Annotated in this window: 12 protein-coding genes; 6 read left to right on the top strand and 6 right to left on the bottom strand. The window is 60.0% G+C overall.

Translation table 11 applies throughout. The features are described from left to right. Positions 1-150 precede the first annotated feature (150 nt). Together ACQKRQ_RS35175 and ACQKRQ_RS35180 are read left to right on the top strand one after the other, a co-directional pair. Entirely contained in the window at positions 151-1,743 is a 1,593-nt protein-coding gene (locus ACQKRQ_RS35175) for a flavin monoamine oxidase family protein (protein ID WP_427482145.1), read from the top strand. Continuing rightward, positions 1,736-2,155 carry a c-type cytochrome gene (locus ACQKRQ_RS35180; RefSeq protein ID WP_427482146.1) on the top strand — a complete coding sequence of 140 codons (420 nt, stop codon included), beginning with the start codon at positions 1,736-1,738 and terminating at the stop codon, positions 2,153-2,155. Before ACQKRQ_RS35175 ends, ACQKRQ_RS35180 begins: the two co-directional genes overlap by 8 nt. Before the next feature lie 134 nt (positions 2,156-2,289). Here ACQKRQ_RS35180 and ACQKRQ_RS35185 read toward each other — a convergent pair whose 3' ends face one another. The 5 genes from ACQKRQ_RS35185 to ACQKRQ_RS35205 form a co-directional block, all read right to left on the bottom strand. Next, complete coding sequence (locus ACQKRQ_RS35185) at positions 2,290-3,495, bottom strand: hypothetical protein (protein WP_427482147.1); 1,206 nt, start codon at positions 3,493-3,495, stop codon at positions 2,290-2,292. 22 nt (positions 3,496-3,517) lie between these two features. Continuing rightward, positions 3,518-5,647: an alpha-galactosidase D gene (locus tag ACQKRQ_RS35190; RefSeq protein ID WP_427482148.1), complete on the bottom strand. Its 2,130-nt coding sequence runs from the start codon at positions 5,645-5,647 to the stop codon at positions 3,518-3,520. Positions 5,648-5,735: 88 nt separating this feature from the next. After that, positions 5,736-8,156 carry a glycoside hydrolase family 95 protein gene (locus ACQKRQ_RS35195; RefSeq protein WP_427482150.1) on the bottom strand — a complete coding sequence of 807 codons (2,421 nt, stop codon included), beginning with the start codon at positions 8,154-8,156 and terminating at the stop codon, positions 5,736-5,738. A gap of 907 nt (positions 8,157-9,063) precedes the next feature. Next, positions 9,064-9,816: a hypothetical protein gene (locus tag ACQKRQ_RS35200; RefSeq protein WP_427482151.1), complete on the bottom strand. Its 753-nt coding sequence runs from the start codon at positions 9,814-9,816 to the stop codon at positions 9,064-9,066. Positions 9,817-10,111: 295 nt separating this feature from the next. Beyond that, positions 10,112-10,306 (bottom strand): hypothetical protein, encoded by a 195-nt coding sequence (locus tag ACQKRQ_RS35205; protein WP_427482152.1) that lies wholly within the window; start codon positions 10,304-10,306, stop codon positions 10,112-10,114. 284 nt (positions 10,307-10,590) lie between these two features. Between ACQKRQ_RS35205 and ACQKRQ_RS35210 the strand changes: the two genes are divergently transcribed. The 3 genes from ACQKRQ_RS35210 (at position 10,591) to ACQKRQ_RS35220 (ending at position 13,723) form a co-directional block, all read left to right on the top strand. After that, positions 10,591-11,370, top strand: coding sequence for an alpha/beta hydrolase (locus ACQKRQ_RS35210; protein ID WP_427482153.1), 780 nt, complete (start codon positions 10,591-10,593; stop codon positions 11,368-11,370). A gap of 277 nt (positions 11,371-11,647) precedes the next feature. Next, entirely contained in the window at positions 11,648-12,271 is a 624-nt protein-coding gene (locus ACQKRQ_RS35215; protein WP_427482155.1) for an FMN-dependent NADH-azoreductase, read from the top strand. Between the two features lie 411 nt (positions 12,272-12,682). After that, positions 12,683-13,723, top strand: a complete 1,041-nt coding sequence (locus tag ACQKRQ_RS35220; RefSeq protein WP_427482157.1) for a LysR family transcriptional regulator — start codon at positions 12,683-12,685, stop codon at positions 13,721-13,723. 220 nt (positions 13,724-13,943) lie between these two features. On the opposite strand, the gene ACQKRQ_RS35225 is transcribed toward ACQKRQ_RS35220, so the two are convergent. Then, positions 13,944-14,471: a MarR family winged helix-turn-helix transcriptional regulator gene (locus ACQKRQ_RS35225; protein WP_132379971.1), complete on the bottom strand. Its 528-nt coding sequence runs from the start codon at positions 14,469-14,471 to the stop codon at positions 13,944-13,946. Between the two features lie 342 nt (positions 14,472-14,813). Between ACQKRQ_RS35225 and ACQKRQ_RS35230 the strand changes: the two genes are divergently transcribed. After that, positions 14,814-16,076, top strand: a complete 1,263-nt coding sequence (locus ACQKRQ_RS35230; RefSeq protein ID WP_427482159.1) for an amidohydrolase/deacetylase family metallohydrolase — start codon at positions 14,814-14,816, stop codon at positions 16,074-16,076. Positions 16,077-16,080 lie beyond the last annotated feature (4 nt).

Raw genomic sequence — 16,080 nt, forward strand, 5'->3', positions numbered from 1 at the left:
CGGGTGATCGCATAAAATGAACTAGTCCGTTGCAGTACGCCCCAACGCAATCGCCAAACATGCGAATCCAGATGACTCGAGCCTTACGATCTGGGATGCCATCGGATTTCGTTCGCCATCGTTTCTCTCCAGTCGGGGCACCACGTCCTTATGTCGAGAATGACCACAAATGCGATGAGCCGCCGGCACCTGCTGACGCTGATCGGCAAGAACCTCGGCGCGGCCGCCATGATGCAAGGCATGGGCACGCTTGGGTTCGCCGCTACCTCGACCTACGCCGGCCCGATCAGACTCGACTGCGCACCCAAAGGAACGCGAATTCTCGTGCTTGGCGCGGGCATGGCTGGCCTCGTCGCGGCCTTTGAGCTGAGGAACGCGGGCTACCACGTGCAGGTGCTCGAGTACAACGACCGCCCGGGTGGCCGGGCCTGGACTGTCAGGGGCGGTGATCGTTATACAGAACTCGGCGGTGCCACCCAGTACTGCGATTTCGCTGACGGGCTTTATCTGAACCCGGGGCCGTGGCGCATTCCGTATCACCACCAGGGCGTACTCGACTACGCAAGACGCCTGAAGGTGTCGCTCGAACCGTTCATCCAGGTCAATTACAACGCATACCTGCATTCGACTGAGGCTTTCGGTGGTAAACCGCAACGATTCCGGGCGGTGCAGACCGACTATCAAGGCTATATCGCCGAGCTGCTTTCCAAAGCAATCCGCAAGGACGCACTCGACGATGCGGTGTCAGGCGAAGATGCGCATCTGCTACTCGAATCCCTGCGCGAATGGGGTGCGCTTGGTCGGGATGGCAGCTATCAGGCGGGCCGGCGAAGCAGTGAACGCCGCGGATTCGCGACCGCGCACGGCGGTGGGCTGATGCCCGAGGCCGTCCCGTCGGATCTGCTCCCGCGCGACCCCCTGCTTGCATCGCGTTTGTGGCAATGGCTCTCGTCTGGAAACGAGCAGGACTTCCAGAGCACCATTTTCCAGCCTGTCGGCGGCATGGACAGGATTGCCCATGCGCTTCATTCTCAGGTCGCGAGCGCCGTAGTGTTCAACGCCAAAGTCACGGCTATCTTGCAGGACGAGCAAGGCGTCACAGTGCGCTATACCGATACGACCACCCGGACCGAACGGAACGCGCACGCGGATTGGCTGGTGTGCACCATTCCGCTCTCGATTCTGAGTCAGATCGACATTGCGGTCGGTCCGGCCATGCGCGCCGCGATCGATGCGGTGCCCTACGAGACATCGGTGAAAATCGGGTTGCAATTCGGCCGGCGATTCTGGGAAGAAGACGAGCAGATCTACGGCGGCATCACGCAAACTGATCTGCCGATCTCGACGATTGGCTATCCGGCAACAGGTTACGGATCGACCGGTCCTGCGGTGCTGCTTGGCGCCTACATGTGGGGGCCCGCCAGCTATGAGATGGGTGCGCTGCCCCCTGCCGAACGGATCGCGGTGGCATTGAGCCAGGGCAGCCAGATTCATCCGCAGTACGCGCGCGAGTACCAGACCGGCTTCGCGATGAGCTGGAGCCGATCACCGTTCACGAATGGCTGCTTCGCCGCATGGACGGATGCGTTGAGAAAAGCGCATTACGCAAATCTCTGTCAGATCGACGGACGGATCGTCCTTGCCGGAGAGCACGCGTCCCATATCCCGGCATGGCAGGAAGGCGCCGTGCTGTCGTCGCTGGATGCGATCACCCGGTTGCATCGGAGAATCGTCAATGGATAAGCCGACGCTGATCCTCGGCGTGATGCTGATGGCCTTGCTGATGGGAGCCGCGACAATGTCGGTTCAGGCCGTGGCACAGGAAGCACCACGCACTTTCACGATTTCACCGGGCTATCGCTTCACCGAAAAAAGCGGTGAAGCGCTTTACAACGCTACCTGCGCGGGGTGCCATATGCCGGATGGAAAAGGCGCACAGGGCGCGGGTCACTACCCGGCGCTCGCTGACAACCCGGCAGTCGAAGCGGCACCCTACGTCATCGCCAATGTACTGCACGGCCGAAAGGCGATGCCATCGTTTGGCGACGCGATGAATGACGATCAGGTCGCTGCTGTCGTCAACTACACGAGAACCCATTTCGGCAATCGATTTGCCGGAACTGTCACGCCGAGCGAGGTTAGAGGTTTGCGCTGAGTTCACGTGGCATGGCTATCGCCCGGCCGCTTTCCCGCACCCTCCTCCACTCGCTTCACGAGACTTATGGCACGATGTACCCGGGTCTGTTTCGGCGCGGCGATGGCGCCGAGTGGTACGGAGTGATCCGTTCGTCAATTCGGCAGGCGCCGCGGAAGATCCGTGATGCGCGGCCCACAGAGTCGGGAGTGCCCGAGGCACGATGCGAGCGCCTGCTCGCCGAACCATTTCTGCGTGTCCAGGTTGTAGTGCACGCTGCCGTCCCCACCGCCTAACGCGCCGCCCTGGAAAATACCGAACCCGGGCGGCTGTCCATTCCAGTCCGGCGACTGCGACGCATCGACGAAACTGAAGACGCGAGGATTCGCGTCGACGAAGCCGCCGAACACTTTCTGCATCGACGCAAGCGCGGCGGGATTATAAGGCGCGACCGCGTTGGTGACGTTGTCGTAAGCGGTCGACAACGGCTTCACGATCAGCACCGGAAAGGTCGAACCCACCGCAGCAAAAAAACTGCTGAAGAGGTCAGCGTAATTCTGCGGCGCGCGATGAATCGTCGTTGCGTTGCCGGCCGAATTCAGCGGTGCAGCTTCTGCTTCCCACTGGTTCCACTGCAGGCCGAGGATGCGCGGCTTCTTGCCGGTCGCCAGAATCTGCTTCAGTCCCAGATACATCATGCGGCGCGCGAACGGTGCAAGCGCATACGTCGGCGTCTTGCTTGCATCGAGCATGGGTTGCCAGAGATTAACGCCATGCACCGTCCAGCCGCAGCAGCCGCTGAACGCGTCGTCTGCGACGTCCACGCCCTGGCTGCCCCAGCCGATATGAATGATGTACAGATCGGGCAGCGGCTCGCCCGCATTGATCGCCGCCTGCCACGCATACGCGGCGAAATTGGCGGCATTTCCGCTGCCGCCGTAGTAGCCGAGATTCATGTCGGACGACGTGCTGTCCGACCAGTTCACCCAGGACACGTGATCGATCGTGGATATCGGCTGGGTAAATGGCGCACCTGTCCCGTCGGCGTTACCGGTGATGTTCCCCCAGCCGTCGTTGCGGATGCCCCATACGTTGGGTGCCGGCATCCCGCCGGTGCCCGCGCCCGCACCCGAGGCTCCCGTCAACGTCAGATCCGCGGGCAGGCCGTTAAGACCGGCACTGTTGCTCTGCCCCATCACGAACAGGACCGCCACTTCGTCGTGACGGAATCGCGATCCTTTCTCCCACGATTGCGCCGCGGCGGCATTCGGTTGGGCCGTCGCGTCGGCGGCAACGGACATCTGTACCCCACTCGCAGCCAATACGAACGGCAGCGCAATCCGCATCAAGAAGTTCTTCATGCCTGTCTCCATGGATCGCCGGTCACTGTTTGGCCGGCTGGCTGACTGCCTGGCCCAGGCCGTCGATATCGGGACCGTAGTTGCCGGAAATCACCGAGAACTTGATCGTGTTGGCCGCACCGGCTTTTAACGGGACCATGACCTGAGCACTCGACAGGATCGGAAAGTCCCAGGTGCCTTCACCGGGAAACCGCACGGGAACCGGTGGGCCATTGTTGACGCTCACGCTCATTGCACGAGGCGAACCGCCACCGTCGTCCGCGCTGATATACACCACGGGGACCGCATACTCGCCATCGGCAGGCGCCACGATTCCGTTGAACTGGAGGCTCGAATCCGAGTTCACAAAATTACCGACCTTTTCGTGGCCGCTGCATATGTTGCATGCCTGGACTGCCGCATCCTGAATGATGTTGGTGGCGCTTTCCGCTTCATAGGCGATAGGCGGCAATGCGGGTTGCGGAGCGGCGATCAGCGTCACCTTGCCGATCGACGGAGCGCGGCGCCCCTTGTCCGGAAGAACGAAAGTCAGCTTGTTGCTTCCCGGCACGAACGGCATGTACAGCGTGACGGTGCCCTGGGCCTGTCCGATGGTAACGGGCAGCTGGATCGTCGTGAGTACGCTGTCGTTGAGAATCAGCGGCACCTTCAGCGAAGACTTTCCTTCGTTCCGGTACGTCACGTCGATGTACCCGCCCGCGGTTGCATTTACCGTGTAGCGTGCTACGCCGTCTTCATGTGTGACCGGTTTGGCCGGGTGGGTTTTCGATGCATCGTCCACGCCGGCGATGGTCAGCATGACGGAGCCGCCGGCCGGAACAGCGGACACCGTATACCCGGACGCGTGCGAACCAAGATCCTGGTGCGCCCAGATATCCCGCACGCTGGCCGAAACAGCGGGGTCCAGTCCGAGATCCTTCCAGTTCACCGTGATCGAAGCGGCAGACCCGGTCGTGTTGAGCAGAACTACCGCACGGCGACCTTGACCGGCGAGCAACTTGGCCCATACGCCCAGACCGTTCTGCGGCACCGCGACCCGGATCGCCTGAAGGCCGCGCGGGTCCTGATCGACGGCGAGCACCTCCGGATTGGTCAGCGTCGCCATCGTTGCCGGGCTGACGGGCGTCGTGAAATCGAGACCCAGGATAAGCGGCGCACCGGAAATGGCCCACAGGCTCATGTGCGTCTGATCCTGCGCGGCGCTCAGACCGAACCCGGCAAGCATCATGTCCGCATCGTTATAGACACCCGTATGTTGCGCTTCCGGAAACAGATTGCCGTAGAAATTCTGGTTGACGATTCTGGAAAAATCCGGCGTGCTTTGATGACCCGGTGTACCGGTGTCATAGGTGATGTCCTCGGTCGTTCTCCACAGATCCGCGACTTGCCCCCAGTCATACGATCTGCCCGTCTTGTCGGTGTGAAAACTGTTCGGATTGATGCTGTAGACGATCCGCCGATTCACCGCGGCACCCGCACTGTCCAGCGCATCGCGCATCTTCCGGAAACCGGCCACCTGATCGTCGACGGTGCCATCCGGCGAGCACCAGTCGTACTTCACGTAGTCGACGCCCCACGCCGCGAATGTATTGGCATCCTGAACTTCGTGCCCAAGACTGCCCATCGGGTTGGTGTGCCCAGGGTACAGATTGTTGCGCTGAGCACAGGTTTCGGCTGCGGGCACTTCATACATGCCGAACTTCAGACCTCTGGCGTGAATGTAGTCGGCCACCGCTTTGATGCCGCTCGGAAACTTCACGGGGTCGGCAACCAGATTGCCTTGCGCATCGCGGGATGGCGCGAACCAGCAGTCGTCGACGTTGATATAGCTGTAGCCCGCTTTCATCAACGGACCATCCTTCTTCAGGCCGTCGGAGATAACGTCCGCGGCCGTTTTCACCAGATCCTCGGTGATATTGCAGCCGTACGCATTCCACGACGCCCAACCCATTGGCGGTAGTGCAATCGACCTTTGGGCCTGAGTTTGCGATGGCCCGCCTTGTGCGGAAACGTTTGCGGAGTTGGCCGCGGCCTGCATGACGCTCGCGCCGTCGGAGGAACCTTGCTGGTCGCCGCCGCAGCCGGACAAACCGAAAACCATTATGATGCTCGCGAAAAACAGATACACCTGTGTGCGACCCAGGATCTTCATGATTTTCCTTTGTTGAAAAATGAAACTGGGACTTCCGGGTAAACTGCTGTGCGGCGTCTGTTTCGGGCTGCCCGGCCGCTTCGGGGGTTCAGGAAACCGGCTGCAGGTTGCCGTCGAATCGTGCCGTTCCGTTTTCCCTTATCGACACGGCTCGCGCCACGTTGCCGTATTGCAGTGTCGTTCGCGTGCCGCCGACGCTGACGAGCTTCACGGACGACAACACGCCGCGGTTCCACTTGACGTCCACCGCAAATCCGCCCTTTGCCCGCACGCCCGTGACATGCCCCGTGCTCCATTGCGACGGCAGCGCGGGGAGCAGCGTGATGCGATCCATCCTGCTTTGCAGCAGCATTTCCAGTATTGCCGCCGGACCGCCGAAGTTCGCATCGATCTGGAACGCCGATGAGTTGCTCGACAACGCATACGCGTCGAACATGTTGGCGAACGTGCCGCTCACGCCGTCATTGCCCACCGAATAGCGCAGCAGCTTCGGGATCATCGAATAGCAGTTGGCGGCGTCGTGGAAATGCGCCCAGCAGGCGATGCGCCATGCGAGCCCCCAACCGAACGAGTCGAAGCCGCGTGCAAGCAGCAGCGCCTTCACGCCGGCCACGAGCTTCGGATCGCTGTCGAGCGTGATGCGCTCGCCTTCGAACCAGCCGATCAGCGGCGACAGATGCCGATGCCCCGTCTCGCCGACGATGCTGTCGCTCATCCATTCCTGAAGCTGCCCTGTCGTGGCACTCACCTTCGGCAGATAGAGCTGCGCCTTCATGCTCCCGATCGAGCGAGCAAAATCCGCGTCCTTACCGAGCAGCTGGCTCGCGGTCAGATAGTTCGTGAACAGATCCCACACGAGTTCCTGCGCGTAGGTGATCCCGAGCTGCTGGTGCGGTCCCTGCTCCGGCGACCAGTCCTTGTCGTCGATGAGCAGACCCGTCACGGGGTCTCTGATCAAACGCGCCTGCCAGAACTCGCACGCGGACTTCATTACCGGATAGATGCGGGCGAGATACGCCTTGTCCAGCGTGTACTGGTAGTGATTCCACAGCGTGCGGCAATACCAGGCGCTCGCGGGCGGACTCCAGTCCCAGCCTATAGAGCCGTAGATGCCCGTCGAAATGGCAACCGTCCAGCCCGCGACGTTGCCGTTCGAATTGCTGTAGTTCACGTTGGCGGCATCGTTGAAGTGATTCTTCGTCGACTGAACCCACGACGGCAACTGCCCGGTGACGTAATCGGCGAACGGTTGCTGGCACTCCGGCAAACCGGCTCGATCGGCGAGCCAGTAGTTCATCTGGATGTTGATGTCGGTGTGGTAGTCGGCCATCCACGGCGGGTTGTTCGTGGTGCTCCACAAACCCTGCAGATTCGCCGGCATCGAACCGCGTGACGACGAGATCGTGAGATAGCGTCCAAACTGCACGTACATTGCTTCGAGCTCCGGGTCGGCCGCGTTGGGATTCACCTGACGCGCCAGCAACCGCTCCGGGATCGTCAGTGCCCGTTGCGCATCGCTCGACCTGCCGAGATCGAGGTCCATGCGCCCGAAGAGCGAACGATAGTCGCGCACGTGACGCTCGAGCAGTTCGCGGTAACGCAGGGACGAGGCGCCCTTCACGTCAGCGATCACTGCACCGCGCGGATTGACGCCCGTCAGATAGTTTTCGACGTAGCGCCCGTTGTAGTCGGTGCGCGCCGCGATGATGATCGTGAGCGCCGGACAACCCTGAAGAGTGATCTGCGCGTTGGCCGAGTCGAGCGAAGCGACGCCCGCATCTGGAACGACCAGCATGTAGGTCGTGTACAGCTCGCCACTGCCGCTGACCGCGCCCGAGAACGACAGCGCGTGGTTCGATTCACCGATGGTTTGCGTCCCCTGCCCGTCGACCAGCGACACCGCGCCGTTATAGGTGCCGCCGTCGGACGTGAGCCGTACGACGATCACGTTGTCGGGGAAGCTGCTGAAAATCTCGCGCCGATAGGTTTTGCCGCCAACGCGGTATTGCGTGCGTACGATCGAATTGCTGATGTCGAGCGAACGCTGGTAGTTCGTGGCGCCGGCGTGACCGGGCAGATCGATGTAGAGCTTGCCGAGCGACAGGTAGGTGCCCATCCCCGTCGTCGTGTAGGCCGGATCGACAACGTTCTTGCTGCCCGACCACAACGTGATTTCGTTCAGGTACAGCACCTCACGTTCGCTCGCGCCGCCGGCCATCGCACCGAGCCGCCCGTTCCCGACCGGCAGGCCTTGAAACTGGATGCTGGACTCGGCAGCAGGCGAGTCGTATCGGAACAGCAGTGCCTGATCGGCGGGAACGCGCGCCGAATCGGCCTGCGTCGAAGCGTTGGCTGAATCGAAAGTATCGGATGGAACTGAAGAGGGATCGCCGGTCGCGCCGGGCGAGGAAAGAGTTGCAGCGCCAGCACGTGCTGCAACCGGGAGGATGACAGCAGCACTGCCTAACTTCAGCAGCTTGCGGCGCTTTGGACTGGTGGGAATTTTCATCGTGTCTCCTGCTAGTAAATTATGCTGAATCCACCTATGAATATTTCGTTCAAATATGCACGCGTAAGGATTCATCAGACATTAGGTTTTTCCCCTGGTACCGCGTTGCAAATGGTGGGATGAAGATGCGGGCGAATTGATGTTGCTGTGGGATGTCTGCGGATCGGAATTTGGTGAAATTTAGGAAACCGTATTTTTTATGGCGTACGAGACCGCGTGCGGAGAAAGCGGTCATTTCAGTGGGTAACGATACGTTTCTACGCAACCCAGTCCGGCTAGTTCCCGACACAAAGCCTTGGTTCTCTTAAGCGAATTAACTGCTGCTCCGCCGACTTACGTTTGGACGGCTGGCAGCCCGCGACCCGTCAGAAATGGGACTGCGTTATCGGTATGACCGGTTGCCGCGCGTGTAGATCACGCATTGATATGCGAGCACGCAAAGTAGCCCCAAGCTCGCGAACAAACGAACGAGGCCGGCCACTTGCCCATGCCGACAATTCCGCTCCGTTCCCGCGAGAGCCGTCCGTCGTGTGGGGGCAGAGGTGGGGCAATAATCCGCCCCACACGATAAAGGCCTTATGGACATTTCCGAGCACGGCGTCGGTGAACGCCTCGCTGGTGAACTGGCTGCCCATCGTAGATTGGTGCACCAGGCATCTGACAGAAACCGTCACGCAGGATTAACAGCCCGTCTCGAGCATGAGAACTCTGGAATCAGGGAAACCTCATCGGGCTCCCATACGCGAAGCACTCGCGTCATCCACACCGCTCGCGAACAGCGGCTTACGCGCAGACCGTATGAACCGGTCGTTTCGAATCTGTCAGGTTTAATGGGGCCTTCGGCAGGCTTCGGCCCGGACTGACCCCGCAGCCAAAGGTCTGCCGCTCTCAAGCGGGCCCCCGTGGATTATCGGCTTAGGGCGGCCTGGGCCCGTTGCAGCCACTCGCTGTTATGTTCGCGGGCGTGGCGTGGCCAATGCCTGGCATCCTGCACAATCTCAGCGTAAAGTTCGCGCGCACGCTGGCGGTCGGCCTCGTCGGGCTGCACCGCTAGCCAATCGGCGTACAGGCAACGCGGTGCAGCGTCTCTTGCGCTCGCGAGCGCAATCTCGAACGCGGCGCGTGTGCCTGGCGCGCCAATCACGCCCAAGGCTCGTGCATACAGCAAGGCAGGCTCCGGCTGCCGTCGGGTGACAGGATGGGCGGCGAACAGTTTTTCCAGGGCGTCCTGCGTGGCCGAAGCATTGCCGTTGGCAAACTGCGCACGCGCCAGCCCTTGGAGTAAAGCCGGATCGGATGAGAACGGCCCGCTGGCCGCCGCCTGGTAATGCTCCAGGGCTTCGGCGGCATTTCCTGCATCGAGCAGCGCTGCGGCCAACCGCATGCGATGCGCGACGGTCGGCGCGCGATCGAAATCAGTGCGCGCCTCGCGCACCGCTCGATTGGGATCGACAAACTGCGAGATGGCCCTCGTTGCCGCCCTTGCCCCACGCGACTGGCGCAGGGAGGGCAAGTAAATGACAAAGAAGTAGACCGCACTGCCAAGGCCAGGGAAAAGAAACAGGATCAGCAGCCAGTACATGTTCTGCTGGGTGCGCACGGCATGCACCGCAAAGAACAGGGCGATGATGACGTAAAGGCTGATTCCGAAGATGCGCATTTACGAAAAGGTCAATTGTGGGGCGTTGCCGACGGTACGTCAGCGAAACGGCTGAGCGCTATTGTGACAGAAACACGCTGCCATATCTGGTAGCTCAACGGCACCCTTCCCGCCACCTGGCAATTGGGCCGGCCCGCGAGGCAGCGGATGCCCCGCATCATCGCTCCCCGCCGTCGTTATTGGGCCGGGAGGCCCGCGATGCGCGTCGTCCAGGCTCTCTATTGGCTCAACGATGCCTTGGAAGACAACAGGGACGGATTCGAAAGCGTCTAGGACCGGTTTTTTCCAACCCCGTTTACGGCTGTGAAATTAAGCGGGATTGAAAGATGGCTTTTCCCATTTGACCATCTGGATGCAAAAGTTCTTGCAGCTCATACCCGACTTTCTCCACGGCGGCTGACGAGACGATGCAGAAGCGCCACACCGGCATATAGCCATGCAGCCGCAATCCAGCCCGTCCATCGACCCAGCCCGCAGTGGCATGCTTCACACGGTCTCGCGTCAAGCGTCTATCCGCAAATCGCAACGGGATCCTTTTTCGGCGTTCTCCGACGGCCTCGCGTCGCGGCACATTTGACGCCATAAAAAAAATTGCAGCGAATGGAATGTTTGCTCCGAGCCTGTGTTTGCCCCTTCGTACACCAGAATCCAGCGCCCGCTTGCAGTCGGAAGCATCGACCGGATGATTGACTGGGTATGGTTCGTCTATCGACTCGCCGCAGCGGCTGAGCGAAATCCGCGAATCTCATCCCTCACCTATCTCGGAGAAGTCTCATGAAGTTGAATTCGTTTGTCCTCGCCGGTTTCGCCTGCGCCACGCTGCTGAGCGCAACGACATCATCTGCGCAGGACAGCACCGCCGCCCCGTCCGCACCGATCAAGAACGTCGTGTTGGTTCACGGACTGTTTGCAGATGGTTCAAGCTGGGGGAAAGTGATTCCTCTGCTGCAGGCGAAGGGCCTGCACGTGACGGCGGTGCAGAATCCGACGACCTCGCTCGACGCGGACGTGGACGCGGTCAAGCGCGCGCTTGCGCAGCAGCAGGGCCCAACGCTGCTGGTCGCGCACTCGTACGGCGGGATGGTGATCAGCCAGGCTGGCGATGATCCGAAGGTGGCCGGTCTTGTGTACATTGCCGCGCGTGCACCGGATGCCGGAGAGGACTATCCGGCGCTGACGAAAAAATTCCCGGCCGCGCCCGCATCGGCGGGGCTTCAGTGGTCGGACGGCTACGGCGCGCTGTCTGAGCAGGCATTCTTGAAGGACTTTGCCGGCGATCTGCCGACGGCTGAAGCAGAAAAGTATTATGCGGTTCAGCAGCCTATCGGCAAGGCGATCACGATGGCGAAGACGACCGTCGCCGCGTGGCACGACAAGCCGACCTGGTATGCGGTGTCGACTGAAGATCGGACCATCAACACCGATCTGGAGCGCTTCATGGCGAACCGGATGCACGCGCATACGATCGAGCTTAAGTCGAGCCACGTGTCGCTTCTGTCGCATCCGACTGAAGTGGCAAATCTGATCCTCGAAGCGACCGGTGAGCAGAAGTAAGGCGGTACTCGCGTCGGCTCGCAATGGCGTATAGAGCGCGAGCGGTCAATGGGGCGGTGGCGCGTGGTGGGTAACGTCTGCCCGCCCAGCGTTGTTGAACCGGTGTAGCGCATTCCGCAGACTGGCATCATGGCTTCGCAAGAGCAATTGTGTCCAATCAGACGCAGGCCGACCGCTATGGCCCGGCATGCGTGGACCACTCGGCGCAAGACATAAAGAAACAAGGCATTCTGCACTCACCCCTATTGTTCACACTTTCGCATCAGGGTCACGCATCATGCGTCTATTAAACATCGTGTCTTCTCCTCGTGGCGCCAAGTCAGTCTCAATCTCTGTCGCTAACGCGTTTCTCGATGCGTATGGTAAGGCTACTCCTTCGATTGAGATCGACACGTTGAACGTCTGGGACGAAAACTTGCCTGACTTTGACAGTCATGCGATTGGTGCAAAGTACAAAGGAGTATCAAAAGAGCCGATGGATAGCGCCGAATTGTCGATCTGGATTCGGATACAGTCTCTTGTGAAGCGTTTTCAACAAGCAGATCGGATAGTCGTCGGTGTCCCGATGTGGAATTTTGGATATCCCTATAAGCTGAAACAACTGATTGATCTTGTCAGTCAGCGGAACATGCTGTTCACCTTCGATGGCGAAAGATACGGCCCAATACTGAAGGTCCCGAGGGCCCTCGTCATCTATGTTCGCGGACAGAGCCACGATAGAGGTGCGGGTATTAGTAGCCCCGGGTTTAAACATCAAGCCGATTACATCGATTTCTGGCTGAAGTTCATCGGTGTGGATGAAGTTAAAAGCCTGACGGTGGAACACACTTGGGATGCTAAGGGACCGGAAACTATCGAGCAGGGGAAACGTCAAGCGATTGCGATGGCCGCAGATTTCTAATCGTGCTAACACAGCGTACCCGCAAGCGCCTCTTTGTTTAGCGACTACAGCACCTTGAAAATGTTCTGGCGGGACGGTCGACGCTATCTACCGGATCGTCCTGTTCGCCGCCCTATTCTTCGTGCTGCTTGTGTTGCGCCTCTGGAATTTGGTCGCCTAATCACCGGTCTCGGTCGCTTGGTAAAGCTGCACTTTTGCTGGCACGGCGGTGGTCCGCTATCGACACCACCTGTCTGGTCTTGGGCCGACAGTGCTCGCCTCGGTATGGCATCGATCGTGGTTGCGACAGTTTGCCAACGAGACATTTATAGTCGGGGAGGCCGGTCGAGTTTCCGGACAAATCCGGCCACACGCGGTAACCGCAGCAGCAACGAGTAGTGCGTTGACCGTCCACTTAAATCTGAGGGTTTTATGGACACATTGCAAAAAATGCGCGCGTTCACGCGAATCGCGGTGACCGGCAGCTTCACCTCCGCTGCCAGGTCGCTCGATACGACGACCGGAGTCATGTCTCGAGCGGTATCAGAACTCGAAGCCCATCTGCGAACCCGCCTGCTGAACCGTTCGACGCGACGTCTTGCCCTCACACCGGCTGGCGAGCGATATCTGCAAAACTGTCAACAGATCCTAGCTGACCTCGACATTGCAGAAGAGGAGGCTCGCAGTGCGCACGAACGCCCTGCCGGCACTTTACGGATGTTCAGCCTGGCGAGCATTGGACAACACTATGTGCTGCCGGCGATCTCGAAATATCGCGCCCAATACCCGGAAGTTGCGGTCGAACTAACCTTGTCGCAGAGTACGCCGGATCTGTTCGGTGGCGGCAGCGATGTTGCCGTCGTTGTAGCGCCGTCTCTTTCTGACTCGGAGATGGTGTCGCACCTGCTCGGCTCCACGTGTAGCATCCTGTGCGCATCGCCGGACTATTTGCGCTCGCGCGGCACTCCGCGGCAACCGGGCGATCTGGCGCAGCATGAATGCCTGACGCTGAACACGCCTGGCTTTCCGGAGCGCGAGTGGTTACTCGAAGGACCTGACGACAGCGAATTGCTACAAGTCAGGGGCCCGCTGCAAGTGAATATCGCCGAATCGCTTGTTGTCGCAATCCGCGAAGGCATGGGCATCGGGATGCTGCCGTTGTATGCCGCAGTCGACGGTCTGCGCAACGGCACGCTAGTTCGCGTGCTACCCGATCGCACGCTGCAGAAGATGAACATTTACGCACTTTACGCTTCACGCAAGTTCACCGATGCGAAAGTACGCACATGGGTCGATCTCCTGCGCGCCCACTTACCAGGGGTCATTGCGCGCGACAAAGCGATGCTTGCCAGTTCGAGGGCGATGAAAGACCGAGATGGACACCAAAGCTCTTCATGCTTGCCGCAAGCTCCCACTTCGCGCGGCTACCTGCGATCAGAACAGCAACGTGAGGTCCAGCAGCTTCCACCTTAGATCGCATGAAGACACGCTGAACGAACGGAACCACCGCAAAGGGAGTCGACGGGTACTACGCTGCGTATACATTTCCAGCTGGAATTTTCCAGGTCATGCTGCCCGCAGTCGCTCTATAACGTGTGCTCTTCACTTTCCCTCAAAAACTGCGGATGTATTGACAAAAGAATCCGACCTCGACCAAGTCAAGTAGCAACCGAATTTCTCACGTTGTCCACCACTAACCCTCCGGCAACCTCAACGGCACGACGGTCCGCTCATTATTGGCCTCCACGAGCCGGATCATTTGCAACATGAAGAAATCGCGCTCTACAGATGACAGATGCTCGATCGTTCTGTCGTGCGCGCGTTGCACGGCCGGCGCCATTTTTGCCACGAGACGCTTGCCCTGGGCAGAAAGCCGTACGAGCCTAAGGCGTTTGTCGTGCGCAGCCTGCTTTCGGTTGACGAGACCGCGCGCATGCAACCTCGGAATCACTTCGGCGACGCTCGAACGTTCAAGGCCGATCTCGATGGCCAGCGTGTTCTGGTCAATTTCGCCCAGCGCTTCAAGCGTGGTCAGCAAGCTGTATTGCACGGGCGTGATATTGAACTCGCTAGTCTCTTCGGCGAACAACGACCCGTGAATCTGATGCAGGCGCCTGATCAGAAAACCAGGCCGCCCAAACAATGGGGATCTTGCCTGCAGCCGCTCAAGCTCAGCACGGGTTGTTTCGAGGTCCATTTCCGGAATGATCAAGGTCGACATGGTGCGGTCTCTGGCGTAACTGGTGAACTGACGTAGATGCGCGAGCCGCGCGCTCAATGGCAGCATTCTATGCGAACGACGCGCCCCGTTTCAAATGCGCGGCACACCACACAATTCACCAAAAAATAGCACTGGGCAAGAATCCGGTGCACACCCGCCTCAGAGTCTTCATTTTGGTGCGAAGTCGCTCGGAAAAATCCGTGGTATGGCACACATCTGTTGGCGGTATCGACGGTTTCTCATTGATGCAAAAGGCTTTTCCGAATCATTGAAGCAACGGATTCAAACCGGCACACTATTTGCGGTACACCACGCATCTCGTCCCGGAAACGCACACAAAACATGTCCCAGCTTCTACTTCAAGGTGGCCGCGTGATCGATCCGGCCGCCGGCATCGACGCCACGCTCGACGTTCTCGTCGACGGCAAGTCGATCGCCGCGATCGGTGCCGGGCTCTTCGCCCAGGCGCCGTCAGCCGAAATCATCGATTGCCGCGGCCGGCTGGTGCTGCCCGGCCTGATCGACACACACGGCCACGTTTATCAATACGTGACCGGCCGCTTTGGCCTGAATGCCGATCAATGCGGCGTGCACTCCGGCGTGACGACCATCGTCGATCAAGGCGGAGCGAGCTGCATCACGATTCCGGGCTTTCGCAACTTCGTCGCCGAGCGCGCCGCAACCCGCGTGTTCGCCTTTATTTCGGCCTATCTCGTCGGCGGCCTCGAAGGTCATTACTATCCCGACCTGTACCGTCCCGACTGTCTCGATGCGGCAGCGACCGTCAAGTCGGCGCTCGCCAACGCTGATCTGGTCAAGGGTATCAAGGCGCATGCCGAGATCGGCGGCTTCGCGCGCTGGGGACTCGACGTGATGAAGATCGCATCGAAAATTGGCCGCGACGCTGCCTTGCCAGTCTACATTCACTTCGGACAGCTCTGGCCCAAGCCGGAGCTCGGCGGCATGCCTGTCAATCCCGACTCGATTTTCAATCAGGTCGTCGAGACCCTGAAGCCCGGCGATATTCTCGCGCATCCGTTCAGCCGGCATCCGGGCGGGTTTGTCGAGGAGAACGGCCAGTTGCATCCGCTCGTTCATGAAGCGGTCGCACGCGGCCTCAAGATCGACGTCGGTCACGGCTCGCACTTCAGCTTCAAGACCGCTCGCGTCGTGCTCGACAGCGGCGTGATCCCCGACACGCTGGGCGCGGACATGCATGGATACAACACGCATGTGCCCTCGCCTGCGGGCACGCCTGACAGCCATCCCGACGAAGAGCACTCATTCCTCGGCCGCACGCAGTTCAGTCTCGTCAGTGCGATGACCAGCATGCTGGCGCTCGGGCTTCCTCTCGATCATGTCGTTGCGATGACGACCAGCCATGCCGCGAAGATGATCGGCATGGACGGTGAATTGGGCACGCTCAAGGTGGGCGGTGTCGCTGACATCAGCGTGCTGGACGACCGCCGTGGCCGTTGGGTGCTCGAAGACAACGAAGGCACCCAGGTGATCACCGACCGCATGCTCGCCCCGCTTTTCTGTGTACGCGATGGCGTCCGCTATGACGCCAATGCGTCCCAGTTGCCTCTCGCGCGAGCGGCGTAAATCC

Origin of the sequence: Paraburkholderia sp. NPDC080076, from assembly GCF_050281145.1 — a bacterium.
Taxonomy (GTDB): domain Bacteria; phylum Pseudomonadota; class Gammaproteobacteria; order Burkholderiales; family Burkholderiaceae; genus Paraburkholderia.

What these genes read in the sequence shown, in the direction of transcription:
- ACQKRQ_RS35175 (WP_427482145.1), top strand. Translation starts at nt 151, where the DNA reads ATGTCGAGAATGACCACAAATGCGATGAGCCGCCGGCACCTGCTGACG.
- ACQKRQ_RS35180 (WP_427482146.1), top strand. Translation starts at nt 1,736, where the DNA reads ATGGATAAGCCGACGCTGATCCTCGGCGTGATGCTGATGGCCTTGCTG.
- ACQKRQ_RS35185 (WP_427482147.1), bottom strand. Translation starts at nt 3,495, where the DNA reads ATGAAGAACTTCTTGATGCGGATTGCGCTGCCGTTCGTATTGGCTGCG.
- ACQKRQ_RS35190 (WP_427482148.1), bottom strand. Translation starts at nt 5,647, where the DNA reads ATGAAGATCCTGGGTCGCACACAGGTGTATCTGTTTTTCGCGAGCATC.
- ACQKRQ_RS35195 (WP_427482150.1), bottom strand. Translation starts at nt 8,156, where the DNA reads ATGAAAATTCCCACCAGTCCAAAGCGCCGCAAGCTGCTGAAGTTAGGC.
- ACQKRQ_RS35200 (WP_427482151.1), bottom strand. Translation starts at nt 9,816, where the DNA reads ATGCGCATCTTCGGAATCAGCCTTTACGTCATCATCGCCCTGTTCTTT.
- ACQKRQ_RS35210 (WP_427482153.1), top strand. Translation starts at nt 10,591, where the DNA reads ATGAAGTTGAATTCGTTTGTCCTCGCCGGTTTCGCCTGCGCCACGCTG.
- ACQKRQ_RS35215 (WP_427482155.1), top strand. Translation starts at nt 11,648, where the DNA reads ATGCGTCTATTAAACATCGTGTCTTCTCCTCGTGGCGCCAAGTCAGTC.
- ACQKRQ_RS35220 (WP_427482157.1), top strand. Translation starts at nt 12,683, where the DNA reads ATGGACACATTGCAAAAAATGCGCGCGTTCACGCGAATCGCGGTGACC.
- ACQKRQ_RS35225 (WP_132379971.1), bottom strand. Translation starts at nt 14,471, where the DNA reads ATGTCGACCTTGATCATTCCGGAAATGGACCTCGAAACAACCCGTGCT.
- ACQKRQ_RS35230 (WP_427482159.1), top strand. Translation starts at nt 14,814, where the DNA reads ATGTCCCAGCTTCTACTTCAAGGTGGCCGCGTGATCGATCCGGCCGCC.